Raw genomic sequence first — 23,486 nt, forward strand, 5'->3', positions numbered from 1 at the left:
ACCGGTCCGCGGAGGACCGCGGACCGCCTCGTGGAGGACCGCCGCGCGCTGCAGATGCGCTCGGCCCCCTCGAGCATGACGCTGTCCGACTCGGTGTTCGAGCGGCTGCTGCAGCAGCGCATCGTGGTGCTCGGGCAGCAGGTCGACGACGAGATCGCCAACCGGATCGCCGCGCAGATGCTGCTGCTCGCCGCGGAGGACCCCGAGGCGGACATCGCGCTCTACATCAACTCGCCGGGTGGCTCGGTCACCGCGGGGATGGCCATCTTCGACACGATGGAGTTCATCCCCTGCGACGTCAGCACCTACGCGATGGGCCTGGCCGCGTCGATGGGGCAGTTCCTGCTCTCCGCGGGCACGCCGGGCAAGCGCTACGCGCTGCCGCACTGCCAGATCCTGATGCACCAGCCGTCGGCGGGCGTGGGCGGTTCCGAGTCGGACATCCGGATCCAGGCCGAGCTCTTCCGCCGGCACAAGCAGGAGATGGCGGAGCTGATCGCCGGGCACACCGGCCAGCCGGTCGAGAAGATCATCCGTGACTTCGACCGCGACCGCTGGTTCTCCGCGGAGGAGGCCAAGGAGTACGGCTTCGTCGACCAGGTGATCAGCCGGGCCGCGCAGGTCCCGGACGCGAGCTCGAACGGGGGCGTCTCGTCATGAGCGGTTTCCAGATGCCGCAGAGCCGGTACGTGCTGCCCTCCTTCGTGGAGCGCACGAGCTACGGGGTCAAGGAGTCGAACCCGTACAACAAGCTCTTCGAGGAGCGCATCATCTTCCTCGGGGTGCAGATCGACGACGCCTCGGCCAACGACGTCATGGCGCAGCTGCTCTGCCTCGAGTCCGCGGACCCCGACCGCGAGATCTCGATGTACATCAACTCGCCCGGCGGCTCCTTCACCTCGCTGATGGCGATCTACGACACCATGCAGTTCATCCGCCCCGACATCCAGACCGTCTGCCTCGGGCAGGCGGCGTCGGCCGCGGCCGTGCTGCTGGCCGCGGGCACCCCGGGGCGGCGCCTCGCGGTGCAGAACGCCCGCATCCTGATCCACCAGCCGGCCACCGAGGGCTTCTACGGCCAGGTGTCCGACCTGGAGATCCAGGCCGCCGAGATCTCCCGCATGCGCAAGCTGCTGGAGACCACCCTCGCGCGGCACAGCGGGCGCACGCCCGAGCAGGTGCACGACGACATCGAGCGGGACCGGATCCTCACGGCCGAGGAGGCCAAGGAGTACGGGATCGTCGACGAGATCATCCAGAGCCGGAAGCTGTCCGCCGTCGGGTAGACGGCCGGTGCCCCGGGGCCGTCGCCGACGACCCCCGGGGCACCCCCGCCCCGTCGCGTTGCGGGGCGGAACGCAGAACGACCGTCTGCCGACCCGATCCCGACAGGGCCTTGCGATCCTCGCAGCGACGGGCTCCGGCAGGTACCGTCATGACGACGTGGGCGCGCCCGGGACGAGGGCGTGCCGGATGGGACTGGGGCTGCACTCATGGCACGCATCGGTGACGGCGGTGACCTGCTGAAGTGCTCTTTCTGCGGGAAGAGCCAGAAGCAGGTCAAGAAGCTCATCGCCGGGCCCGGCGTCTACATCTGCGACGAGTGCATCGATCTCTGCAACGAGATCATCGAGGAGGAGCTCGCCGAGACCGGCGACGTGAAGCTCGACGAGCTGCCGAAGCCCGCCGAGATCCACGAGTTCCTCGACCAGTACGTCGTCGGGCAGTCCGCCACCAAGCGCACGCTCTCGGTGGCGGTCTACAACCACTACAAGCGCATCCAGGCGGGCGACCGGGCCCGGGGCGACGGGGACGGCGTCGAGCTGGCGAAGTCGAACATCCTCATGCTCGGCCCCACCGGCTGCGGCAAGACCTACCTCGCGCAGACCCTCGCCAAGCTGCTGAACGTGCCGTTCGCGATCGCGGACGCCACGGCGCTGACCGAGGCCGGGTACGTCGGCGAGGACGTCGAGAACATCCTGCTCAAGCTCATCCAGGCGGCGGACTACGACGTCAAGCGGGCCGAGACCGGGATCATCTACATCGACGAGGTCGACAAGATCGCCCGCAAGTCGGAGAACCCGTCGATCACCCGGGACGTCTCGGGCGAGGGCGTGCAGCAGGCGCTGCTGAAGATCCTGGAGGGCACCACCGCCTCGGTGCCGCCGCAGGGCGGGCGCAAGCACCCGCACCAGGAGTTCATCCAGATCGACACCACGAACGTGCTGTTCATCGTGGCGGGCGCGTTCGCGGGCCTGGAGAAGATCATCTCGGACCGGGTCGGCCGGCGCGGGCTCGGCTTCGGTGCGGAGATCCGCTCCAAGTCGGACCTCGACAGCTCCGAGAGCTTCGCCGACACCATGCCCGAGGACCTCATCAAGTTCGGGCTGATCCCCGAGTTCATCGGCCGGCTCCCGGTCGTGGCCTCGGTGACCTCGCTCGACAAGGACGCCCTCGTCAAGATCCTCACCGAGCCGCGCAACGCGCTGGTGAAGCAGTACCGCAAGCTGTTCGAGATGGACGGCGTCGAGCTCGAGTTCACGGACGACGCGCTCGAGGCGGTCGCCGACCAGGCGATCCTGCGCGGCACCGGCGCCCGCGGCCTGCGCGCGATCATGGAGGAGGTGCTCCTCCCCGTCATGTACGACATCCCGAGCCGGACCGACGTGGCGAAGGTCGTCGTCACGGAGGAGACGGTGAAGGAGAACGTCAACCCGACGATCGTGCCGCGGCGCCCGCAGCGCCGGGAGCGGGGCGAACGCTCCGCCTGAGCCCACCTCGTGCGAACGCCCGCCCTCCCCGAGGGGGGGCGTTCGGCGTTCTCGGGCCCTCAGCCGGTGAGCTTCTCGATCTCCTCGGCGGTGTGGCCCAGCTCCGCCAGGACCTCGCGGGTGTGGGCGCCCAGGGCGGGGACCTCGGCGTCGAGCGGCGGGGGCCAGGCGCTGGAGTCGACCGGCGGGACCGCCATCGGCACGCGCTCGCCGCCCGGCACCGGCACCCCGACGAACCGTGCGCGGGCGACCAGCTGCGGGTGCCGGGGGAGCGCGGCGACGTGCCCGACGGCGGACCAGGCGATGTCGGCCTCGTCGAGCAGCGCGCCGAGCCGCTCCTGCGTCAGCCCGGCGAACCGCGCGTGCAGCAGGGCGTGCAGCTCCTCGCGGTGCTCGACCCGGGAGCGCACCGAGGCGAACCGCTCGTCGACCGCGAGGGCCGGGTCGCCGAGCACCGTGGTGCAGAGCCGCAGCCACTCCCGCTCGTTCTGCACGGCCAGGTGCACCGCGCCGTCGGCGCACGGGAAGGGGCCGTAGGGCGCGATCGAGGGGTGGTGCCCGCCGGAGCGGGCCGGGGCCCGGCCGGTGCCGAGCGCGTACAGCATCGGCTGGTGCATCCACTCGGTGAGCGCCTCGAGCAGCGAGATCCGCAGCGTGGCGCCCTCGCCGGTGCGCTCGCGGTGGAACAACGCCGCCAGCACCGCGGACTGGACCTGCACCCCGGCCGCGATGTCGGCGACCGAGATGCCCGCCCGGGCGGTCACGTCGCCGTCGCCGGTCAGCTCGAGCAGGCCCGCCTCGGACTGGATGAGCGCGTCGTAGGCCTTGCGGCCTGCGGAGGGGCCGCCCTCGCCGTATCCCGACAGCTCGCAGGTGATCAGCGAGGGCCGTCGCCCGCGGAGGGTGTCGCCGTCGAGCCCGAGCCGGGCCGTGGCCCCGGGGCCGAGGTTGGCGAGCACGACGTCCGCGGTGTCGACGAGCCGGTGTGCCGCGGCGAGCCCGTCGGCGGACTTGAGGTCGAGCACCACCGAGCGCTTGCCGCGGTTGATCCAGGCGAAGTAGGAGGAGACCTCGCCGCAGGCCGCGTCGTAGCCGCGGGCGAAGTCGCCCCCGCCCGGCCGCTCGACCTTGACGACGTCGGCGCCGAGGTCGGCGAGCAACCGCCCGGCGTAGGGCACGGACACGGCGTGGTCGAAGGACACCACACGGATCCCGGTCAGCGGCGCACTCACCCGTCCACTCCACCACAGCCGGGCACGGGCCCGACGGTTGGCCGCCGCGCCGAGGGGGAATGCCACGAATTGCCGCGTCGAGTACCGCGAAATACGGTTCGGCCCGCACAGGCACGGAGGTGGTCGCATGTCGGGAACGCCGGGGTTCCTCACGCGGGAACGCATCGTCGCCCCGCCGGGCTGGAGCCGCTGGCTCGTCCCCCCGGCGGCACTGTCGATCCACCTCGCGATCGGCCAGGTCTACGCGTGGAGCGCGTTCAAGGGCGCCCTGGAGAAGGGCCTGGACATCAGCGGCGTGCTGAGCGCCCTGCCCTTCACGCTCGGCATCGTGATGCTCGGCATCTCGGCGGCCGTGTTCGGTACCAAGGTCGACTCCAACGGCCCGCGCTGGGCCATGGCGGTCGCCTCGGCCTGCTTCGTGGCCGGCTTCCTGATCTCGGCCCTCGGCATCTGGCTCGGCCAGTACTGGCTGGTCGTCGTGGGGTACGGCGGCATCGGCGGGATCGGCCTCGGCATCGGCTACATCTCCCCGGTGTCCACGCTGATCAAGTGGTTCCCCGACCGACCCGGCCTCTCCACCGGCATCGCGATCATGGGCTTCGGCGGCGGTGCGCTGATCGCCAACCCGTGGACCGCCTCGATGCTCTCCGCGTTCGGCGCCACCGGCAACGACCCGGACCCGGACGGCATCGCGCTCGCGTTCCTCATCCACGGCGTGGTCTACGCGGTCTTCATGACCATGGGCTGGATGCTGATCCGGGTCCCGGCCGAGGACTGGCGGCCCGCCGGGTGGGAGCCCGCGCAGCAGAAGGCCCGGTCGATGGTCAGCACCGCGAGCGTCTCCGCCGCCAACGCGATCAAGACGCCGCAGTTCTGGCTGCTGTGGATCGTGCTGTGCTTCAACGTGACCGCGGGCATCGGCATCCTCGAGCGGGCCAACCCGATCTACCAGGACTTCTTCCGGGACGCCTCGCCGGCGCAGACCCTGACGGCCGCGGCCACCGCCTTCGTCTCGATCCTGTCGCTGGCCAACATGTTCGGCCGGTTCGTGTGGTCCACGGTCTCCGACCTCATCGGCCGCAAGAACATCTACCGGCTGTACCTGGGCCTGGGCGCGCTGCTCTACCTCGCGCTGACCTTCATCGGCGAGGGCAACAAGGCCGTCTTCCTGATCTGCTCGATGCTGATCCTGTCCTTCTACGGCGCCGGCTTCGCCACGGTGCCGGCCTACCTGCGGGACCTGTTCGGCACCTACCAGGTCGGCGCGATCCACGGCCGGCTGCTCACGGCCTGGTCCACGGCGGGCGTGCTCGGGCCGATCATCGTCAACGCGATCGCCGACGCCCGGGCGGACGTCGCCGGACCCTCGAAGTACACGCCCGCGTTCCTGGTGATGATCGTGCTGCTGGTGCTCGGCTTCGTCGCGAACGAGCTGGTGCGGCCGGTGAACGAGAAGTGGCACGAGCCGGGGCGGGCCCCGAGGACCGAGGAGGCACGGGCATGACCACGAACACCCCGGACCGCACGGGCCGCCCGCCCGTCGCGCTCGTCGTCCTGGCCTGGGTCTGGGTCGCGGCGCCCTTCCTCTACGGGCTGATCGCCCTGCTGCTCAAGGTCCCCGCGCTGTTCGCCGGCTGACCCCGGCGGCCTGCGCCCCGGCTCGTACGGGATTCGCCCGGGGTGCCCGCGGGTACCTTCCCGCCGTGAGTGACGACGCGAAGGCCATGTCGGAGTGGATCACCGCCGTGACCCGGGAGCTGGGGCTCGAGGGTCAGGTGGACAGCGAGAAGAGCGTGAACGCCGTGCTTGACCTGACGTCGGACGTGGCGCACGCCGTGAGCCGGCCGGCGGCGCCGGTGACGGCGTTCCTGATCGGCGTCGCGGCGGGCCGGGCGCAGGAGCCCCAGGTCGCCGCCGCGGACTACGCCCAGAAGATCTCCGCCCTCGCCGAGGGCTGGAACGCCGACACCGAGCGCGGCGTGCCGTCGAACGACCCCGACAACCGCGGTTAGCCCGCCACGTCCAGCTGCGCCACGACCCTGGTCGGGCGCACCCGCACCAGCAGTTCCCCGGGGACCCCGTTGCGCTTCCCGAACTCCTCCGCGCGGTCGGCGCCCATGTAGCGCCCGCCCAGCGCGGTGGCGGTCCGGAGCAGCTCGGCGGGGTCCTCGCTCGTCTCGGCCTCGCCCTGCACCTGCACGAAGGCGTACGGCGGCTCGGGGAGGTCGACGACCAGGGTCACCCGGGGCTCGCGGGCGAATGCCCGGCCCTTCGCGGTGTCCCGGCCGGTGGTGAAGACCAGGGTGCCGTCCTCCACCAGGAACCACACCGGCGCGGCGAGCGGACGCCCGTCCGCGGCGGTCCAGGCCAGTGTCCCGGTGCGCGTCCCGTGGTCGAGGAACTCGACGATCTGCGGGGTCAGCTCCGCGCTCATCCCGCCAACCTAGATCGGGACCCGGCGCCCCGCGGGGCGGGGTGTGGCGGCCGCCGGCTCCCGGTCGTCCGCCGGGGCGCGGCGGTGCGTTCCGCCCCCCGCTACCGTGGCCGCGTGCGGACGGTGTCGGCGATCGGGCGGGCGGCGCAGCGGCTCGTCGCGCGCCCCGCACCGGTGCCCGTCGCCGCGGTGAAGGTGCTGTCCGGCGAGCGCCGGCCGTTGATCGGCGAGGCGCTCGGGGAGCAGCGCCACGCGGGCGCCCGGCTGGACCAGGTGGACGGCACCACCTGCGGCAGCGCGGTGCTCCTCGCGCTCACCACCTGGGCCGATCCCGGCGAGCTCGAGCGGCTCGAGCTGCGGGAGACCGGACCGGGCGGGGTCGTCCGCGGGTTCGCGGCCCGCTTCGACGAGCGGCAGCGGGAGATCCACGCCGCGACGAACCGGTTCTGGCCGCGGGCGCTGGGCACCACGCCGTGGGGCTTCCTGCGCTGGCTGCACACCCACGCCCCGGCCGCGGGCCGCTACCGCGTCCGGTTCGTCGACGACGCCTCCCCGGCCGACGTCGACACCGCGGTCCGGGAGGTCGAGGCCGCCCTCGCCGCGCGCCGCCCGGTCCCGCTGCTCGTCGGGTCGCTCGTGCCCCGGCACTACTGCCTCGCGCTGCGGATCGCCGACGACGGCACGTGGCGGGTCTACGAGCCGTCGAGCGGCACCGTCCGCGCGCTCGACCCCGGCCTCGTCCGCGCCCGCGCGCTCGCCCCGGTGCTCGGTTTCGACCACCTGCACGTCGTGTTCCTGCCGCTGCGGGGCCGCTGATCCGCCCGGTGCCGGGGCGGCGACGGGCCGCGACCCACCCGCGGAAACGTGTCGGACCCGGCTCGTAGACTTGACGGCGTGACCGAGACCCTCCCAGCGCGCACCGCCTCCCTCCCGCCGAAGTGGAACCCGGCGGAGGTAGAAGGCGTGCTGTACCAGCGCTGGGTCGACCGCGGGTACTTCGGGGCGGACCCGGCGTCGGGCAGGCCGCCGTACTGCATCGTCATCCCGCCGCCGAACGTCACGGGCAGCCTGCACCTCGGGCACGCCATGGACCACACGCTGATCGACGTGCTGACCCGGCGCCGCCGCATGCAGGGGTACGACGCGCTGTGGCTGCCCGGCATGGACCACGCGGGCATCGCCACGCAGAGCGTCGTCGAGCGCCGGCTGGCCGAGGCCGGCGAACCGGGCCGCCGCGAGCTGGGCCGCGAGGAGTTCGTCCGGCGCGTCTGGGAGTGGAAGGCGGAGTCGGGCGGCGCGATCCTGGGCCAGATGAAGCGCCTCGGGGACGGGGTCGACTGGTCCCGCGAGCGCTTCACCCTCGACGAGGGCCTGTCGCGGGCCGTCCAGACCGTCTTCAAGCGGATGTTCGACGAGGGGCTGATCTACCGGGCGGAGCGCCTGGTCAACTGGTCGCCCGCGCTGCAGAGCGCGATCTCGGACATCGAGGTCGACCACAAGGAGGTCGAGGGCGAGCTCGTCTCGATGCGCTACGGCGACGGGGAGGACTCGATCGTCGTCGCCACCACCCGCGTCGAGACGATGCTGGGCGACACCGCCGTCGCGGTCCACCCCGCGGACGAGCGCTACGCCCACCTCGTCGGCCGGACCGTCCGCATGCCCGTCACCGGCCGGGACATCCCGGTCATCGCGGACCCGTACGTCGACCCGGAGTTCGGCTCCGGCGCGGTCAAGATCACCCCGGCGCACGACCCGAACGACTTCGAGATGGGCCGTCGGCACGACCTGCCGATGCCCACGATCATGGACGAGTCCGGGGTCATCGCGAACTCCGGCACGAAGTTCGACGGGCTGGACCGTTTCGAGGCGCGCCGCGCGATCACCGAGGAGCTGCGCGCCGAGGGCCGGATCGTCGCCGAGAAGCGGCCCTACGTCCACAGCGTCGGGCACGACTCGCGCACCGGCGTCCCCATCGAGCCGCGGCTGTCGCTGCAGTGGTTCGTCCGGGTCGGGTCGCTGGCCGAGGCCTCGGGGGACGCCGTCCGCTCCGGCGAGACGAAGATCCACCCGCCGGAGATGGCCTCCCGGTTCTTCGACTGGGTCGACAACATGCACGACTGGTGCATCTCGCGGCAGCTGTGGTGGGGCCACCGCATCCCGGTCTGGTACGGGCCGGCGGGGCAGACCGTCTGCGTCGGGCCGGACGAGGAGCCGCCCACCGGCGAGGGCTGGCACCAGGACGAGGACGTCCTGGACACCTGGTTCTCCTCGGGCCTGTGGCCGTTCTCCACGCTCGGCTGGCCGGACGAGACCCCGGACCTGGAGCGGTACTACCCGAACTCCGTCCTGGTCACCGGCTACGACATCCTGTTCTTCTGGGTCGTCCGGATGATGATGTTCGGCACCTACGCGATGGGCCGCTCGCCGTTCGAGCACGTCTACCTGCACGGGCTCATCCGGGACGAGCACGGCAAGAAGATGTCGAAGTCCAAGGGCAACGTCATCGACCCGCTCGAGCTGATCGACGCCTACGGGGCGGACGCGCTGCGGTTCACCATCGCCCGCGGGTCGAACCCGGGCACGGACATGTCGCTGTCCACCGAGTGGGTCGCGGGCTCCCGCAACTTCACCACGAAGCTGTGGAACGCCGTCCGGTTCGCCCTGGCCAACGGCGCCGACCCGGCCCTGCCGCTGCCCGGCGAGCCCACGGACGCGGACCGCTGGATCCTCGGCCGGCTGCGCGAGGTCCGCGAGCAGACGGACGCGCTGCTGGAGGACTTCCAGTTCGCGAAGGCGACCGAGGGCCTCTACCACTTCACGTGGGACGAGCTGTGCGACTGGTACCTCGAGCTGGCCAAGCCCCAGCTCGACGACCCGGCCACCACGGAGGGCACCCGCGCGGTCCTCGGGCACGTGCTCGACGCGCTGCTGCGGATGCTGCACCCGATCGTCCCGTTCGTCACCGAGGCGCTGTGGACCGCGCTGACCGGGGGCGAGACGGTCGTGACCGCGCCCTGGCCGGGGGAGGAGACGGGGCTGCCGGTCGACCCCGCCGCCGTCGCCCGGGTCGAGGCGCTGCAGAAGCTGATCACCGAGGTCCGCCGGTTCCGCACCGAGCAGGGCCTGCCGGACCGCAAGTCCGTCGCGGCGGCGCTGGTCGGGCTGGAGGTCGCGGGCCTGGCCGGGCACGAGAAGGCCGTGCGGTTCCTCACCCGCCTCGACCCGCCCGGCGCGGACTTCGCGCCGACCGCCACGGTCGAGGTCGCGCTGGGCGCCCTGCCCGATGCCGCCTCCGCGGCAGGGAGTGCGTCGGCGGGCACGATCCACGTCGAGCTCGACACGTCGGGGGCGATCGACGTCGCCGCCGAGCGGGCCCGCCTGGGGCGCGACCTCGCGACCGCGCAGAAGGAGCTGGAGCAGGCCGAGAAGAAGCTCGGGAACCCCAAGTTCACCGAGAAGGCCCCGGCCCAGGTCGTCGACGGGATCCGGGCCCGGCGGGAGGCCGCCGTCGCCGAGATCGAGCGGGTCACCGCGCGGCTCGAGGGGCTGCCGGCCTCATGAGCTCGCACCGGCGGAGGGGCGCGGTGGTGCGGTCGTGACGGATCCGGAGCCGCCCGAGGGCCCCGAGGGCACCGGCGAGGTCCCCGCCCCGGAGGAGCAGGCCCAGGACGCGGTGATCTCCCACGTCCTGGACCAGATCCGGGGATCCGACACCCCGGACGTGGTGCCGGCCCAGTCCACGGTCGCGGAGTACGCGGAGTTCCTCGCGGTCGAGGCCGAGCTGGACCGGCGCTGGCCCGAGACGGTCATGGAGCCGTCGCTGGACCGGATCCGGACGTTGGTCGAGGTCCTCGGGGACCCGCAGACCGGCTACCCGGTGGTGCACCTGACCGGCACGAACGGCAAGACCTCGACCAGCCGGATGGTCGACGCGATCCTCTCCGAGATCGGGCTGCGCACCGGCCGGTACACCAGCCCGCATCTGCAGCGCGCCACGGAGCGGATCAACCTGGACAACCGGCCGATCTCGCCGGCGCGGTACGTGCAGGCCTACCGGGACGTCGAACCGTTCGTGGACCTGCTCGACGCGAAGAACGAGATCAAGCTCAGCAAGTTCGAGGTGCTCACGGCCATGGCGTACTCGGCGTTCGCCGACGCGCCGGTCGAGGCCGGGATCGTCGAGGTCGGGCTGGGCGGCCGGTGGGACGCCACCAACGTCGTCGACGCCAAGGTCGCCGTGGTCACCCCGGTCGGGCTCGACCACGCGGAGTACCTGGGCACGGACCTCCTCGGGATCGCCCGGGAGAAGGCCGGGATCATCAAGCCCGGCTCCGTCGCGGTGCTCGCCGCGCAGGACAAGGCCGTGGCCGAGGTGCTCATCGAGCGTTGCGCCGAGGTCGGGGCCCAGGTGGCCCGCGAGGGCGCCGAGTTCGGCGTGCGCGAGCGCGAGCTGGCCGTGGGCGGGCAGCGGCTGGAGCTGCAGGGTCTGTCCGGCCGCTACGACGAGATCTTCCTGCCGCTGCACGGGGAGCACCAGGCGTCGAACGCGGCGATCGCCCTGGCCGCCGCGGAGGCGCTGGTCGGGGCGGGCCCGCAGCAGCCGCTGGATCCCGAGGCGGTGCGCGCGGCGTTCGCGTCCGTCACCTCGCCGGGGCGCCTGGAGCCGATGCAGGGCGGGCCGGGCCGACCGACGGTGCTGATCGACGCCGCGCACAACCCGCACGGCGCCCGCGCGCTGGCCGCCGCGCTGATGTCCGAGTTCCGGTTCACGCGCCTGGTCGGGGTGATCGGGGTGATGCGGGACAAGGACGCGAAGGGCCTGCTGGAGGCGCTCGAGCCCGCGGTGCACGAGGTCGTGGTGACCATGAACTCGTCGCCGCGCGCGATGGACCCGGACGCGCTCGCGGCGCTGGCCGTCGAGGTGTTCGGGCGGGACCGGGTGAGCGTGGAGCCGCAGCTGGCGGCGGCGATCGACCAGGGCGTCGAGCTGGCCGAGGAGGCCGGGGACTCGGGCGTCGGGGTGATCGTCACCGGGTCGGTGGTGACCGCCGGCGAAGCCCGGTCGATCTTCGGGAAGGAGCCGGCGTGAGCGCGGCGACCATCGGCGGGACGAGGGGCGGGGTGCCGGCGTGAGCACGGAGCCGGTGCGGCCGCCCGCCACGGACCCCATGAAGGGCTTCCGCGGCGTGTGCGCGGGCCTGCTGGTGCTCGAGGCGATCGTGGTGCTGCTGGCGCTGCTGGTCGTCTCCCGGTTCACGCAGGGCGCCCTGAACCCGGTCGCGATCACCGTCGTGCTGGTGCTCGGGCTGCTGATGATCGTCGCGTCCGGGCTGCAGCGGCGGCCGTGGGGACTGGGGTTCGCGCTGGTCCTGCAGGTGGGCCTGCTGATCAGCGGGATCTTCCACGTCTCCGTGCTGGCCATGGGGCTGATCTTCGCCCTGGTGTGGGGCACCGTGCTGTGGATGCGCCGGGACGTCGCCCGCCGGATGGCGCGCGGCGAGCTGCCGTCCCAGCAGCAGTAGCCGGCGTCGGATGGTCCTGGTGCCCGCCGCCGTCGTCCTCGCGCCGGTCGTCGCGGCGGCGCCGACCTGACCGGGCTGACCGTCCGTGTCGTTCGGCGCGGCCGTCCTGACGGGCCGGTGAGGGCCGGCCGGAGGGCGTCGCTACGCTCCGCTGCGTGACTGAACGCACCCTGGTCCTCGTGAAGCCCGACGGCGTCGCCCGCAACCTCGTCGGGGAGTGCCTGGCGCGCATCGAGCGCAAGGGCCTCCGGCTGGTGGCGCTGGAGCTGCGGACCGTGGACCGCGAGCTGGCGAGCCAGCACTACGCCGAGCACGACGGCAAGCCCTTCTTCGAGTCGCTGCTCGAGTTCATCACCTCCGGCCCGGTGGTCGCCGCCGTGGCCGAGGGCCCCCGCGCCGTCGCCGCATGGCGGCAGATCGCCGGCGGCACCGACCCCGTGGAGAAGGCCGCGCCGGGCAGCATCCGCGGCGACCTCGGCCTCGAGACCCAGTCCAACCTGGTGCACGGCTCGGACTCGTCCGAGTCCGCGGCCCGCGAGATCAAGCTCTGGTTCCCGAACCTCTGACCGGGCCGCGCGCGTCGGCCGGGCTCCCCGGGCTCTCCGGGCTCTCCGGGCCCCGGCCGGACACCGACCCCGACGCGGCCGCGCTCGGCACGCTGTGGACGGCCGTGACCCGCGCGGGCGGGGCGGTCGGCTTCCCGCCCGACGCCCCCGAGGCGGAGGTCCGGGCCCTCGCCGAGGCCACCGCGGCGGAGGTCCGGGCCGGCTGCCTGCACCTGCTCGCGCTGCACCGGCCCGGGCCGGACGGCGCGGCGGAGCTCGTCGGCACCGTGTTCCTGCAGCCGGGGCGCGGTCCGGTGGTGGCGCACCGGGCCACGGTGATCCGCCTGATGGTGCTGCCGGACCTGCAGGGGCGCGGCCTCGGCGGGCGGTTGCTCGCGGCGGCCGTCGACCGTGCGGCGGAGCTCGGGCTCGCGCAGCTGATCCTCTCGGCGCGCGGCGGCACCGGGCTCCCGGCCTGGTACGCCGCGCGGAGCTGGACCGAGGTCGGCCGGTTCCCCGGGGCGCTGCGGCTCGCGCCGGACGACGTCCGCGACGAGCACTGGTTCCAGCTCGGGGTCCAGGATCGGCGAGAAAGTGTCGGGCCGTCCCGTTAGCGTGCACGGCGTGGGGGACGGACTGGTCCAGGCGCGGGACCTGCGCAAGCGCTTCGGCGGGTTCGAGGCCGTCCGCGGGATCGACGTGGACGTGGCGCCGGGCGAGGTCTTCGGCTTCCTGGGGCCCAACGGCGCCGGCAAGTCGTCGACCATGCGGATGATCGCCTGCGTCTCGCCGCGCACGTCGGGGTCGCTGCAGGTCCTGGGCCTGGACCCGGACCGGGAGGGGCCGCGGATCCGGGCCCGGCTCGGCGTCGTCCCGCAGCTGGACAACCTCGACACCGAGCTGTCGGTCCGGGAGAACCTGGAGATCTACGGCCGCTACTTCGGGCTGTCCCGCCGGCACGTGCGGGCCAAGGCCGCGGAGCTGCTGGAGTTCGCCCGGCTCACCGAGCGGGCCGAGGACCGGGTGGAGCCGCTGTCCGGCGGCATGAAGCGCCGGCTCACCATCGCCCGCTCCCTGGTCAACGACCCCGAGCTGCTCCTGCTCGACGAGCCGACCACGGGGCTGGACCCGCAGGCCCGCCACCTGCTGTGGGAGCGGCTGTACCAGCTCAAGCGCGAGGGCGTCACCCAGATCATCACCACGCACTACATGGACGAGGCCGAGCAGCTGTGCGACCGGCTCGTCGTGATGGACGGCGGGGTGATCGTGGCGGAGGGCTCGCCCGCGGAGCTCATCGAGCGGTGGTCCACCCGCGAGGTGCTGGAGCTGCGGTTCGCCGTGGAGCAGCGGCCGGTCGCCGCGGACCTGGAGCGGTACGCGGAGCGGGTCGAGGAGCTCCCGGACCGGGTGCTGCTCTACACGGCCGACGGGGAGCGCTCCCAGGTCGCGCTGCACACCGCGGGGGTGCGACCGCTGTCGGCGCTGGTGCGGCGCTCCACGCTGGAGGACGTGTTCCTCCGGCTCACCGGCCGGACGTTGGTGGACTGATGGCGGTCGGGGAGCGGGTGCCCACCACCCGGGTCAGGCCGGCGGCGGCGCCGGGCCGGGTGCACGGGCTGCTGCTGGTGGTCGAGTCCTTCTGGCGCTGGTACCGGCGCAACTGGCGGGCCACGGCGGTGTCCTCGGTGCTGCAGCCGTTGCTGTTCCTGCTCGCGTTCGGGCTGGGTTTCGGCAGCCTCATCGCGACCCGCCCCGGGGCGGAGGCGGCCACGGGCGGGGTGCCCTACCTGGTCTGGTTGGCTCCCGCGCTGCTGGCGATGTCCACCGTGCAGAGCGCGGCGTTCGAGATGACCTACCCCGTGCTGTCCGGTTTCAAGTGGCAGCGCGTCTACCTGGGCATGGCGGCCACGCCCTTGACCGGCGCCCAGATCGCGCTCGGCCACCTGCTGTGGGTCGCGGCGAAGATGACCCTCACCGGCGCGGTCTACCTCGTGCTGATCGCACTGTTCGGCGGCGCCGCGTCGCCCGGGGTGCTGGGCTCGCTCGCCGCCGCCGTGCTGACGGGGGCCGCCGTGGCGGCGCCGGTGATGGCGTTCTCGGCGAGCCGGGAGGACGAGGGGGCGGCCTTCAACGCCCTGTTCCGGTTCGTCGTGCTGCCGATGACGTTGTTCTCCGGGACGTTCTTCCCCGTCGCCGCGCTGCCCGGGTGGGTGCGGCCGCTGGCGTGGGTGTCCCCGTTGTGGCACGGCACCGAGCTGGCCCGGGCCGCGGCGCTGGGGACCGGTACGGCCGGTGCCCTGCTCGGGCACCTCGCCTACCTGTCGGTCCTCCTCGCCGTCGGCGCCTGGCTGTCGGTGCGGCTGTTCACCCGGAGACTCGCGCCGTGACCGCGCTGGAGGCCGCCGCCCGGCCCGCACCGCTGTGGGCCCGGCTGGTTCCCGGCGGGAGCTACGCCGGCCGTTCGCGGGTCCTGTTGCTGCGCTCCGCCACGGCCGCGCGGCGCACCTGGCCGGCGATCGTGTCCGGGTTCGCCGAGCCGGTGTTCTACCTGCTGGCGATGGGGTCGGGGCTGGGCTCGCTGGTCGGCGCGCTGCCCGGCCCGGACGGGCGGCCGATCTCCTACGCCGCCTTCATCGCTCCGGGTCTGTTGGCCGCGTCGGCCATGAACGGCGCGGTGTTCGACGCGACCTTCAACGTCTTCTTCAAGCTGAAGTACAACCGGCTGTACGACGCGATGCTGGCCACCCCGCTCGGTCCGGTCGACATCGCGCTCGGGGAGATCGGTTGGGCGCTGCTCCGCGGCGGGCTCTACGCCACCGGCTTCCTGTCGGTCATGGCCGTCGCCGGACTGATCACCTCGCCGTGGGCGCTGCTGGCACTGCCGGCCGCGCTGCTGGTGGCGTTCGCGTTCGCCGCGATCGGCATGGCGGCGACCTCGTTCATGCGCTCCTGGCAGGACTTCGACCTGGTCACGCTGGCCGTGCTGCCGATGTTCCTGTTCGCCACGACCTTCTACCCGCTCGGGGTCTACCCGCGGCCGCTGCAGCTCCTCGTGGAGTGCCTGCCGCTGTTCCACGCCGTGGAGCTGATGCGCGGGCTCACCACCGGCGCCGTCCACCTCGGCATGCTCGGCCACCTCGCCTACTTCGTGATCATGGCGGCGGTCGGGGTGGTCGTCGCCGCGCGGCGGCTGGAGGCGCTCCTGCTGCGGTGAAGGGTCGCACTGGTCGGGAGTCGGTCGCCCGGGTCGTGGCTCCGGCCCCGGCGTCGACCGGGGCACCGCGGCTCCGGCCAGCGTCACCAGGCCCAGCAGCCCGGTGAGCCACGCGCCGGGTGCGACCGGGCAGTGCGTCAGGGTCTGCGCCGCGGCGAGCACCGTCGCGGCCCCCGCGGCCGTCAGCGTCAGGCGGTGCGGCCAGCAGGGCATCCGCCCCGAGCGGGCGAGGCCGGCCGTGACCGCGGCGAGGAGGGCGAGCACCAGCAGGAGCAGGACCGGTACCCGTCCGGCGCGTCCGAGACCCAGCAGCGTCCGCACGTGCCACTCGGCGACCTGCGTGACCGGTACCTCGTGGAGGGGCGAGCCCCACCACCGCAGCCCCAGCGCGGCGACCGCGAGCAGGGCCGCCACCGTGCCGGCCTCGAACAGGCGCGGCAGCTCGACGGGCACGGGACGCGGCCGCCGGCGGACCGGTGGGACCGGGGAGGGCACCGGACTCATCGCGGCTCCTTCGTCGACCCGGGACGCTGCCCCGGAACGGTAGGGAGCGACGGGGTTCGCGGTCGCCCGTGCGAGCCCCCGTCCCCGCGTGCGTCCACCCCCGCCCCGGGGTGGGGCCAGCACCACCCCGCCACCCCCGGCGCAGCTCGGTCGCGTCTGTGCCACGACCGCAGCCACGACCGCAGCCACGACCGCAGCCACGACCGCAGCCACGACGCAGCCACGGCCGGCAGCCCGGTCGTGGCACCGGTCGCGGGGCCCTGGTCACACGGGTCGGAACGCCCTGGGCCCGCGTCGTCGGCGCTTGCTACCGTCGCCGTCGCGTTCGCGTCACGAAGGGCATGAGTCATGATCACCGGAAGTCTCGTCGCGCTCGTCACCCCGATGCGGGAGGACGGCTCGATCGACCACGAGGCGCTGGAGCGGCTCGTCGAGCGGCAGGTGCTGGCCGGGACCGCGGCGATCGTGTCCGTGGGCACGACCGGCGAGTCCTCCACGCTGTCGGTCGAGGAGCACACGGACGTCATCCGCCGCACGATCGACGTCGTCTCCGGGCGGGTCCCGGTCATCGCCGGGACCGGCGCGAACAACACCGACGAGGCCATCCACCTGACGAAGTCCGCGGCGGCCGCGGGGGCCGACGGCGCCCTGCTCGTCACGCCGTACTACAACAAGCCTCCGCAGGAGGGCCTGTACCGGCACTTCAAGAAGGTCGCCGAGGCCGTCGACATCCCGCAGTACCTCTACAACGTCCCGGGCCGCACGGCCTGCGACATGCTGCCCTCGACCGTCGAGCGGCTCGCCGAGGTGCCGAACATCGTCGGGCTCAAGGAGGCCAAGGGCGACCTGGACCGCATCCGCGACCTGGTCGCGCTCGGGCTGGAGGACTTCGCGCTCTACTCCGGGGACGACGCCACCGCCCGCGCCAGCATGCTCGCCGGCTTCCACGGCGACATCTCGGTCACCGCGAACGTCGCGCCCGAGGCCATGGCGCGGATGTGCAAGGCGGCCATCTCCGGCGACGGCGAGGAGGCGGCGGGCATCGACGCGGACCTCGCCCCCCTGCACCGCGCCCTGTTCGCCGAGCCGAACCCGATCCCGGTGAAGTGGGCGCTGGCCGAGATGGGGTTGATGCCGGGCGGCATCCGGCTCCCGCTGGTCCCGCTCGACGAGTGGCACCACGAGGACGTCCGCGCCGCCCTCCGCACCGCCGGCCTCCTCGACTGAGGCGGGCCCCTCGGTCCGGCAGCGCCCTCGGACCAGCACGGCTGCCGAGGGCCAGCCGCACATCCGTCGCGGCGCCGGTGACCCGCACGCCCGTCGCGACCGGGCGATTCACCCGCAGGGTCACAACGGCGGGCGGTCGCGGGACGGGCGCACATCGAGCGCTGGCACATCCGTCCGGTCGCGCCACATCCGCTCGCGCTCGGCGGTACATCCGGCAGGTGCGTCGCACACCTCGTCGACCGGGTGTGGCGCGCTCGGGAGGGTGGGGGAGCGCGCCCGTGCACCTGGTCCGGCAACTCGGGCGACGGTCACTCCGTGGGCGGACCGGGAGGGTCGCGGGCGGGGGAGACAACCGCCGACCGCGTGCCCTGACGGAGTCGCACACCCGTCGAGGCGCGCCACATCCAGTCGACGGGGTGTGGGACTGACGCGTCGGGTGTGGGGCCGCGCAGGAGCAGGTGTGTCGCGCAGCAGCGGGGGTCCCCGCGCCAGAGCGGGTGTCCCAGGCCGGACCAGGTGTCCCGCGTCGGATCGGGTGACCGGGCGCCGCGGGGTGTCGCGCCGCAGGGGACGTCGGGCCGTAGTGGGTGTGTCGAGCCCCAGCGAGTGTGCCGGGCCGAAGCGGATGTCCGGACGGTCCGCAGCAACAAAGTGTCGCGCCGCAGGGTCTGTCGGGCCGTAGCGGATGTGTCGGGGCACCAGCGGGTGTACCGGCACTTCTCGGGCGCCCTCGTGCCTGTTTCCGCTCTCCCCACGGAGCAGCGACCGGCACCCTCGCTCACACCCACTGCCCGACAGTGCCGTTCGCTCACACCTTCACGCCGGTGCCGTCCGTGCGAGCCCCGTTGCACGAGTGCACCTTCGCTCACACCTACCACCCGAGGGTGCCGTTCGCTCATCCCGAGCTCCGCCGCCGGTCTCGACCGCGGGCGTCATGTTCGGAGGAGGGCGGGGTTGTCGTGGGGCAGGGACCGGGCGCGGGCGTCCGCGGCGGCGTCGGGGTCGCCGAGGCGCGCGCGGTGCCGGGCGGCGCGGACCGCGTACTCGGTCAGGCCCGTGTGCTCGGCGCGTCGGGCGAGGGTGGCGGCCTGGCGGAGTGCGGCGTCCCGGTCGAGGTCCGCGGTGAGCCCGCAGAGGGTGTCCCGCAGGTGCAGCTCGATCCAGCAGCACACGTCGGCGTCGGCGACGAGGGTGGCGCAGGCGCCGTCGAGCGCCGTGACGGTGCCCGCCGGGTTGCCGAGCCGGGCGCGGGCGAGCGCGAGGCCCCGGCTGGTCAGCGCGATCCAGCAGGCGTCGTCGAGGACCTCGGCGAGGGTGTTGGCGTCGGCGAGCACGGCCTCGGCCTCCGTCGCGCGGCCATCGCGGAGCAGGACCTCGCCGTGGAGCACGTCGATCCACGGCCGCATCGACGTCCACTGCAGGTCGGCGGCCATCCGCCGGGCCTCGGCGACGTCCGCGGCGGCGGCCTCGTCCTCGCCGCGCTGCAACCGGGCGCGGGCCCGCATCGCGACGGCGGCGGTGAAGGCGCGCGGCCGGTCCGCGCCCTCGGCGAGCGCGACCGCGGCGTCGAGCTCGCGCACCGCCCACTCCGACAGGCCGGTGTCGATCAGCGCGAACCCGCGGACGTGTGCCACGCCGGCCCGCTGCTCCGGCCGCTCGCCGGCGGCCGCGTCGGCCCTCTCCAGCATCCGCAGGGCCGTGGTGGGATCGCCGGTCGCCGTGGCCACGAAGCCCAGCTCGCGGCGGGCGAGCGCGGCGACCTCGGCCAGCCCCTCGCGCGTCGCGAGCCGGGACGCCTCGCGCAGCGCCGCCGCGACGCCCGGGCCGGTGCTGGCCACGGCGTGCACGTACCCGCGCCCGTAGTGCGCGAGGGCCTCGGCGAGCACGACCTCGTCGCCCAGCTCGCGGGCCCGCCGGACGGCGCCGGCGAGGATCCCGGTCCCGTCGCGCGCCGCCCCCGAGTCCATCACCTGCTCGCCGATGCGGACGAGCTCGCGCACCGCCGACCGGCTGGCGGGGGAGTGGGTGCGGGGCCGGTGCCGCCGCTGCAGCCGCGCCCCGGCCTGCCTCACGGCGTGCCGCCGGCCGTGCAGCCACGCGGCGAACTCCGGCACGTCGGGCTCGGCGCACTCCAGCAGCGGCAGGGTGGCCTCGGCGAGGGGCCAGCCGGCGGGGGCGCGGCCCGCGAGGACATCGACCACGTCGACCCGGACGCTCTCGGCGATCTCGCAGGCCAGCGGGTCGCCCTCGATCCGCACCGCGTCCCCCACGGCGCGGCGCACCTGGCTGAGCGTCCAGCGCAGCGCGGCCTGCGGGTCCTCGGCGTCGGGGAAGAGCAGCTCCTGGACGCGTCCGCGCGGCACCGGCCCGGTCGAGGTCAGCAGCAGCGCGAGCAGCGCCCACGGCTTGCGTCCCCGAGGGACGGGAGGGCGGGAACCCCGGGTCTCGACGCGCGGCGGCCCGAGCAGCCGGACGACGACGGCGGGCCGCAGCCCGCCGCCGACCCCCCGTTCCGTCCCGTCCGGCTCCATCCGTGGCCCCCCCCGTCCGTTGGGAAGGAGGCCAGGATGGCACCGCCCGATACGTCCGGGCTCGCCCGTTCGGCCGGATTCTCAGGCCCGCTCGGCCGTGACGAGCAGGTACTCCGACTCCCATACGCCGCCGGTCCGGGTGCGGGTGAGGAAGTCGAGGAAGGCCGCGTCGAGCTCGGCGGTGCGTCCGGCGTCGTCGGCGACGTTCATGTACACGGCGAGGGTCGGGCCGTAGGTGCGCTTCCACCACTCGCGGAAGTCCCGCGGGGAGTCGGTCACGTCGAGGGTGTAGGTGCGCTTCTCGCAGCGGAGGTTCCGGACGCCCGCGCCGAACAGCTCGCGGACGTGCTCCTCGCTGCCCCACAGCGGGGCGGGCCTCGCGCCCGGCGGGGGCGGCGGGGCGAAGGGCTTCATCGTGGCGAAGAGCTGCCCCACGAAGCCCTCCGGCGTCCAGTTGATCATCCCGATCGTGCCGCCCGTCCGGCAGACGCGCAGCATCTCGGCCGCGGCGCGCTCGTGGAAGGGCGCGAACATGGCGCCCACGCAGGAGACCACGACGTCGAACTCGCCGGTCTCGAAGGGCAGCTGCTGGGCGTCCGCCTCGACCCACTCGAGGTCCAGGCCGCGGGAGCGGGCGATCAGCCGGCCCTGGTCGAGCAGCTCGGGCGTCAGGTCGGAGGCGACGACCTCGGCACCCGCGGCCGCGGCCGGGATCGAGGCGTTGCCGGTGCCCGCCCCGACGTCGAGCACGCGCTGCCCGGGCCGGACGCCGGCGGCCTCGACCAGGACCGCGCCGAGGCCGGGGATCAGGTCGGAGGCGACCGTGCCGTAGTCGCCGGAGGCCCACAGCGCGCGGTGCTTGGGGCCGATGGTGCGGATCGGGTCGGTGGTCGGGTCGGTGGTCGGGGTGCTCATCGCGTCTCCTCGCGGATCGTGTGCCCGGGGTGGTGCCGGTCATGTGGAGCGTGCCGGGGCGGCGTGTGCAGAACCGTGTGCCGAGGAGGAATCGGTGCGGGGCTACCCTGGGTCCGCGTGAGCGCTGTGCTGTCAGACTCCGTCTTCCCTGCCCTCGAACCGCTGCTGCCGCGGGTGTCCAAGCCCGTGCAGTACGTCGGCGGCGAGCTGAACGCGCAGACCAAGCCGTGGGAGTCCGCCGACGTCCGGTGGGCGCTGCTCTACCCGGACGCGTACGAGGTCGGCCTGCCCAACCAGGGCGTCATGATCCTCTACGAGGTCCTCAACGAGCGCGCCGACGCCCTCGCCGAGCGCTGCTACGCGGTCTGGCCGGACCTCGAGGAGCTGATGCGCGAGCACCGGGTCCCGGCCTTCACGGTCGACACCCACCGCCCGGTGGGTGCATTCGACCTGCTCGGCGTCAGCTTCTCCACCGAGCTCGGCTACACGAACCTGCTGACCACGCTCGACCTCGCCGGGATCCCGCTGCACGCCGTCGACCGCGACGAGAGCCATCCGGTCGTCGTCGCGGGCGGGCACGCCGCCTTCAACCCGGAGCCGATCGCCGACTTCGTCGACGTCGCGGCGCTGGGGGACGGCGAGGAGGTGGTCGGCGAGATCACCGACGTCGTCAAGGCGTGGAAGGCCGAGGGACGCCCGGGAGGCCGCCGCGAGCTGCTGCTGCGCCTGGCGAACACCGACGGCTGCTACGTCCCCTCGCTCTACGAGGTCACCTACGCCGACGGGGGGATCGCCGCCGTCGAGCCGCTCGACCCGCGCGTCCCGGCGACGGTCCAGAAGCGCACCACCAGCGATCTCGACGAGTGGCCCTACCCCAAGGCCCCGCTCGTCCCGCTGGCCGAGACCGTGCACGAGCGGGCCAGCGTGGAGATCTTCCGCGGCTGCACCCGCGGCTGCCGGTTCTGCCAGGCGGGCATGATCACCCGCCCGGTGCGCGAGCGGTCGCTGCAGGGGATCGGCGCGATGGTCGACCGGGCCGTGCGGGCCTCCGGGTTCGACGAGGTCGGGCTGCTCTCGCTGTCCAGCGCCGACCACTCCGAGATCGCCGACATCACCAAGGGGCTGGCCGACCGCTACGAGGGCACCAACACCTCGCTGTCGCTGCCCTCCACCCGGGTCGACGCCTTCAACATCGACCTGGCCAACGAGATCAGCCGCAACGGCCGCCGCTCCGGGCTCACGTTCGCGCCCGAGGGCGGGTCCGAGCGGATCCGCAAGGTGATCAACAAGATGGTGTCGGAGGAGGACCTCATCCGCACCGTCTCCGAGGCGTTCGCGCAGGGCTGGCGGCAGGTCAAGCTCTATTTCATGTGCGGGCTGCCCACCGAGGAGGACGAGGACGTCCTCGAGATCGCGGGCATGGCGCACCGGGTCATCGAGGCCGGGCGCAAGGCCTCGGGCCGCAACGACGTGCGGTGCACGATCTCGATCGGCGGGTTCGTCCCGAAGCCCCACACCCCGTTCCAGTGGGCGGCGCAGGCGCACCCCGACGTCGTCGACGCCCGGCTGCGCAAGCTCCGCGAGGCCGTGAACAGCAACAAGAAGCTGGGCCGCAACATCGGCATGCGCTACCACGACGGGCAGCCCTCGCTGATCGAGGGCCTGCTCGCCCGGGGCGACCGCCGGGTCGGTGCGGTGATCGAGCGGGTGTGGCGCGAGGGCGGCCGGTTCGACGGCTGGTCGGAGCACTTCTCCTACGACCGCTGGGTCACCGCCGCGAAGCGCGAGCTGGAGCCGCTGGGCGTCTCGCTGGAGTGGTTCACCACCCGCGAGCGCGGCGAGGACGAGATCCTGCCCTGGGACCACCTCGACTCCGGGCTGGAGCGGGACTGGCTGTGGCAGGACTGGCAGGACGCGCTGTCCGAGCAGGAGCAGGACGACTGCCGCTGGACCCCCTGCTTCGACTGCGGCGTGTGCCCCTCGACGGGCGCGGACATCGAGGTCGGGCCGAGCGGCACGACGCTGCTCCCGCTGACGGTGGTGAACCCCGTCGGACGGGAGCTGGGTGCCTGAGGAACCGCAGCCGGCCGGCCCGCAGTCGGCCGGCACCCGGCAGATCACCGTCCGTGTGGCGGACGAGCGGGACGTCGAGGCCCTCGCCGCGCTGCGCCGGGCCTGGACCGAGGAGCGGGCCGGCCGGCCGGTCGCCGACGCGGCGTTCGAGGCGGCGTTCGCGCAGTGGGCGCGCGTCGAGCAGCCCCGGCGGACCTTCTGGCTGGCCGAGATCGGCAGCGACCGGGCCGGCTGGACGCCGATCGGTTCGATCAACGTCGTCGAGATCGTGCCGATGCCCCGGCCCGGGACGCGCGCCGGGAAGGTCGGGCAGGTGGGCAACGCCTTCGTCCTCGAGGCCTTCGCCGACCGCGGCGTGCCGCGGGCGCTGCTGCAGGCCGTCGTCGACCACGCCCGCGAGCGCCGGTACCGGCGGCTGATCCTCGCCCCGACCGCGCGCAGCACGACCTTCTACCGCCGCGCGGGCTTCCGGCCGGCGGGCGAGACCCTGCTGGTCCTGGAGCCGGGAGCCGAGTAGG

At 73.7% G+C, this 23,486-nt stretch carries 22 protein-coding genes; 18 read left to right on the plus strand and 4 right to left on the minus strand.

Annotated features, from left to right (window positions below; all coding sequences use genetic code 11):
- The first annotated feature begins 54 nt into the window (after positions 1–54).
- The 3 genes from ACFQH9_RS07855 (at position 55) to clpX (ending at position 2,771) form a co-directional block, all read left to right on the plus strand.
- Complete coding sequence (locus tag ACFQH9_RS07855; RefSeq protein ID WP_379565303.1) at positions 55–660, plus strand: ATP-dependent Clp protease proteolytic subunit; 606 nt, start codon at positions 55–57, stop codon at positions 658–660.
- A complete protein-coding gene (locus tag ACFQH9_RS07860) occupies positions 657–1,286 on the plus strand; it encodes an ATP-dependent Clp protease proteolytic subunit (RefSeq protein ID WP_379565245.1) in 630 nt (209 codons plus the stop codon). The genes ACFQH9_RS07855 and ACFQH9_RS07860 overlap by 4 nt, the downstream gene beginning before the upstream one ends.
- Positions 1,287–1,493: 207 nt before the next feature.
- Positions 1,494–2,771: an ATP-dependent Clp protease ATP-binding subunit ClpX gene (gene clpX, locus ACFQH9_RS07865; protein ID WP_379565246.1), complete on the plus strand. Its 1,278-nt coding sequence runs from the start codon at positions 1,494–1,496 to the stop codon at positions 2,769–2,771.
- A gap of 59 nt (positions 2,772–2,830) precedes the next feature.
- Here the strand turns inward: clpX and ACFQH9_RS07870 are convergent, their stop codons facing one another.
- Positions 2,831–4,003 (minus strand): CaiB/BaiF CoA transferase family protein, encoded by a 1,173-nt coding sequence (locus tag ACFQH9_RS07870; RefSeq protein ID WP_379565247.1) that lies wholly within the window; start codon positions 4,001–4,003, stop codon positions 2,831–2,833.
- A 127-nt stretch (positions 4,004–4,130) separates the two neighbouring features.
- Between ACFQH9_RS07870 and ACFQH9_RS07875 the strand changes: the two genes are divergently transcribed.
- The 3 genes from ACFQH9_RS07875 to ACFQH9_RS07885 all read left to right on the plus strand — a co-directional run bounded on the left by ACFQH9_RS07875 (position 4,131) and on the right by ACFQH9_RS07885 (position 6,015).
- On the plus strand, positions 4,131–5,507 hold the full coding sequence (locus ACFQH9_RS07875; protein ID WP_379565248.1) for an OFA family MFS transporter: 1,377 nt from the start codon (positions 4,131–4,133) through the stop codon (positions 5,505–5,507).
- Positions 5,504–5,641 (plus strand): MFS transporter small subunit, encoded by a 138-nt coding sequence (locus ACFQH9_RS07880; protein ID WP_379565249.1) that lies wholly within the window; start codon positions 5,504–5,506, stop codon positions 5,639–5,641. Before ACFQH9_RS07875 ends, ACFQH9_RS07880 begins: the two co-directional genes overlap by 4 nt.
- A 65-nt stretch (positions 5,642–5,706) precedes the next feature.
- A complete protein-coding gene (locus ACFQH9_RS07885) occupies positions 5,707–6,015 on the plus strand; it encodes a DUF6457 domain-containing protein (protein WP_379565250.1) in 309 nt (102 codons plus the stop codon).
- Here ACFQH9_RS07885 and ACFQH9_RS07890 read toward each other — a convergent pair.
- Positions 6,012–6,437, minus strand: coding sequence for a PPOX class F420-dependent oxidoreductase (locus ACFQH9_RS07890; protein WP_379565251.1), 426 nt, complete (start codon positions 6,435–6,437; stop codon positions 6,012–6,014). The genes ACFQH9_RS07885 and ACFQH9_RS07890 overlap by 4 nt on opposite strands.
- Positions 6,438–6,551: 114 nt before the next feature.
- Here ACFQH9_RS07890 and ACFQH9_RS07895 point away from each other — a divergent pair, with 114 nt between their 5' ends.
- From ACFQH9_RS07895 to dapA, 10 genes are all read left to right on the plus strand, one after another.
- A complete protein-coding gene (locus ACFQH9_RS07895; protein WP_379565252.1) occupies positions 6,552–7,253 on the plus strand; it encodes a hypothetical protein in 702 nt (233 codons plus the stop codon).
- A gap of 78 nt (positions 7,254–7,331) precedes the next feature.
- Positions 7,332–9,998: a valine--tRNA ligase gene (locus tag ACFQH9_RS07900; RefSeq protein ID WP_379565253.1), complete on the plus strand. Its 2,667-nt coding sequence runs from the start codon at positions 7,332–7,334 to the stop codon at positions 9,996–9,998.
- Positions 9,999–10,032: 34 nt separating this feature from the next.
- Positions 10,033–11,526, plus strand: a complete 1,494-nt coding sequence (gene folC, locus ACFQH9_RS07905; RefSeq protein WP_379565254.1) for a bifunctional tetrahydrofolate synthase/dihydrofolate synthase — start codon at positions 10,033–10,035, stop codon at positions 11,524–11,526.
- Between the two features lie 40 nt (positions 11,527–11,566).
- A complete protein-coding gene (locus ACFQH9_RS07910) occupies positions 11,567–11,959 on the plus strand; it encodes a DUF4233 domain-containing protein (RefSeq protein WP_379565255.1) in 393 nt (130 codons plus the stop codon).
- A gap of 155 nt (positions 11,960–12,114) precedes the next feature.
- On the plus strand, positions 12,115–12,525 hold the full coding sequence (ndk, locus tag ACFQH9_RS07915) for a nucleoside-diphosphate kinase (RefSeq protein WP_379565256.1): 411 nt from the start codon (positions 12,115–12,117) through the stop codon (positions 12,523–12,525).
- A 104-nt stretch (positions 12,526–12,629) separates the two neighbouring features.
- Positions 12,630–13,118 (plus strand): GNAT family N-acetyltransferase, encoded by a 489-nt coding sequence (locus ACFQH9_RS07920; RefSeq protein WP_379565257.1) that lies wholly within the window; start codon positions 12,630–12,632, stop codon positions 13,116–13,118.
- A gap of 1 nt (position 13,119) precedes the next feature.
- Positions 13,120–14,052: an ABC transporter ATP-binding protein gene (locus tag ACFQH9_RS07925; protein ID WP_379565304.1), complete on the plus strand. Its 933-nt coding sequence runs from the start codon at positions 13,120–13,122 to the stop codon at positions 14,050–14,052.
- Positions 14,052–14,891 (plus strand): ABC transporter permease, encoded by an 840-nt coding sequence (locus ACFQH9_RS07930; protein WP_379565258.1) that lies wholly within the window; start codon positions 14,052–14,054, stop codon positions 14,889–14,891. Before ACFQH9_RS07925 ends, ACFQH9_RS07930 begins: the two co-directional genes overlap by 1 nt.
- Positions 14,888–15,718 (plus strand): ABC transporter permease, encoded by an 831-nt coding sequence (locus ACFQH9_RS07935; protein ID WP_379565259.1) that lies wholly within the window; start codon positions 14,888–14,890, stop codon positions 15,716–15,718. Before ACFQH9_RS07930 ends, ACFQH9_RS07935 begins: the two co-directional genes overlap by 4 nt.
- Before the next feature lie 852 nt (positions 15,719–16,570).
- On the plus strand, positions 16,571–17,449 hold the full coding sequence (gene dapA / locus ACFQH9_RS07940; RefSeq protein WP_379565260.1) for a 4-hydroxy-tetrahydrodipicolinate synthase: 879 nt from the start codon (positions 16,571–16,573) through the stop codon (positions 17,447–17,449).
- A 932-nt stretch (positions 17,450–18,381) separates the two neighbouring features.
- Here dapA and ACFQH9_RS07945 read toward each other — a convergent pair.
- Complete coding sequence (locus ACFQH9_RS07945; protein ID WP_379565261.1) at positions 18,382–19,980, minus strand: hypothetical protein; 1,599 nt, start codon at positions 19,978–19,980, stop codon at positions 18,382–18,384.
- A gap of 81 nt (positions 19,981–20,061) precedes the next feature.
- Positions 20,062–20,895: a class I SAM-dependent methyltransferase gene (locus ACFQH9_RS07950; protein WP_379565262.1), complete on the minus strand. Its 834-nt coding sequence runs from the start codon at positions 20,893–20,895 to the stop codon at positions 20,062–20,064.
- 126 nt (positions 20,896–21,021) lie between these two features.
- On the opposite strand from ACFQH9_RS07950, the gene ACFQH9_RS07955 reads away from it, so the two are divergent.
- Complete coding sequence (locus ACFQH9_RS07955; protein WP_379565305.1) at positions 21,022–22,968, plus strand: TIGR03960 family B12-binding radical SAM protein; 1,947 nt, start codon at positions 21,022–21,024, stop codon at positions 22,966–22,968.
- Entirely contained in the window at positions 22,961–23,485 is a 525-nt protein-coding gene (locus ACFQH9_RS07960; protein ID WP_379565263.1) for a GNAT family N-acetyltransferase, read from the plus strand. Before ACFQH9_RS07955 ends, ACFQH9_RS07960 begins: the two co-directional genes overlap by 8 nt.
- The last annotated feature ends 1 nt before the right edge of the window (position 23,486 follow it).

Source organism: Pseudonocardia lutea, assembly GCF_042658055.1.
Lineage (GTDB): Bacteria > Actinomycetota > Actinomycetes > Mycobacteriales > Pseudonocardiaceae > Pseudonocardia > Pseudonocardia lutea.

Bases quoted from the DNA above. Each gene is read 5' to 3' on its own strand.
- clpX (WP_379565246.1), top strand. From the start codon at position 1,494: ATGGCACGCATCGGTGACGGCGGTGACCTGCTGAAGTGCTCTTTCTGC.
- ACFQH9_RS07950 (WP_379565262.1), bottom strand. From the start codon at position 20,895: ATGAGCACCCCGACCACCGACCCGACCACCGACCCGATCCGCACCATC.
- dapA (WP_379565260.1), top strand. From the start codon at position 16,571: ATGATCACCGGAAGTCTCGTCGCGCTCGTCACCCCGATGCGGGAGGAC.
- ACFQH9_RS07875 (WP_379565248.1), top strand. From the start codon at position 4,131: ATGTCGGGAACGCCGGGGTTCCTCACGCGGGAACGCATCGTCGCCCCG.
- ACFQH9_RS07855 (WP_379565303.1), top strand. From the start codon at position 55: ATGCGCTCGGCCCCCTCGAGCATGACGCTGTCCGACTCGGTGTTCGAG.
- ACFQH9_RS07890 (WP_379565251.1), bottom strand. From the start codon at position 6,437: ATGAGCGCGGAGCTGACCCCGCAGATCGTCGAGTTCCTCGACCACGGG.
- ACFQH9_RS07945 (WP_379565261.1), bottom strand. From the start codon at position 19,980: ATGGAGCCGGACGGGACGGAACGGGGGGTCGGCGGCGGGCTGCGGCCC.
- ACFQH9_RS07880 (WP_379565249.1), top strand. From the start codon at position 5,504: ATGACCACGAACACCCCGGACCGCACGGGCCGCCCGCCCGTCGCGCTC.
- ACFQH9_RS07860 (WP_379565245.1), top strand. From the start codon at position 657: ATGAGCGGTTTCCAGATGCCGCAGAGCCGGTACGTGCTGCCCTCCTTC.
- ACFQH9_RS07930 (WP_379565258.1), top strand. From the start codon at position 14,052: ATGGCGGTCGGGGAGCGGGTGCCCACCACCCGGGTCAGGCCGGCGGCG.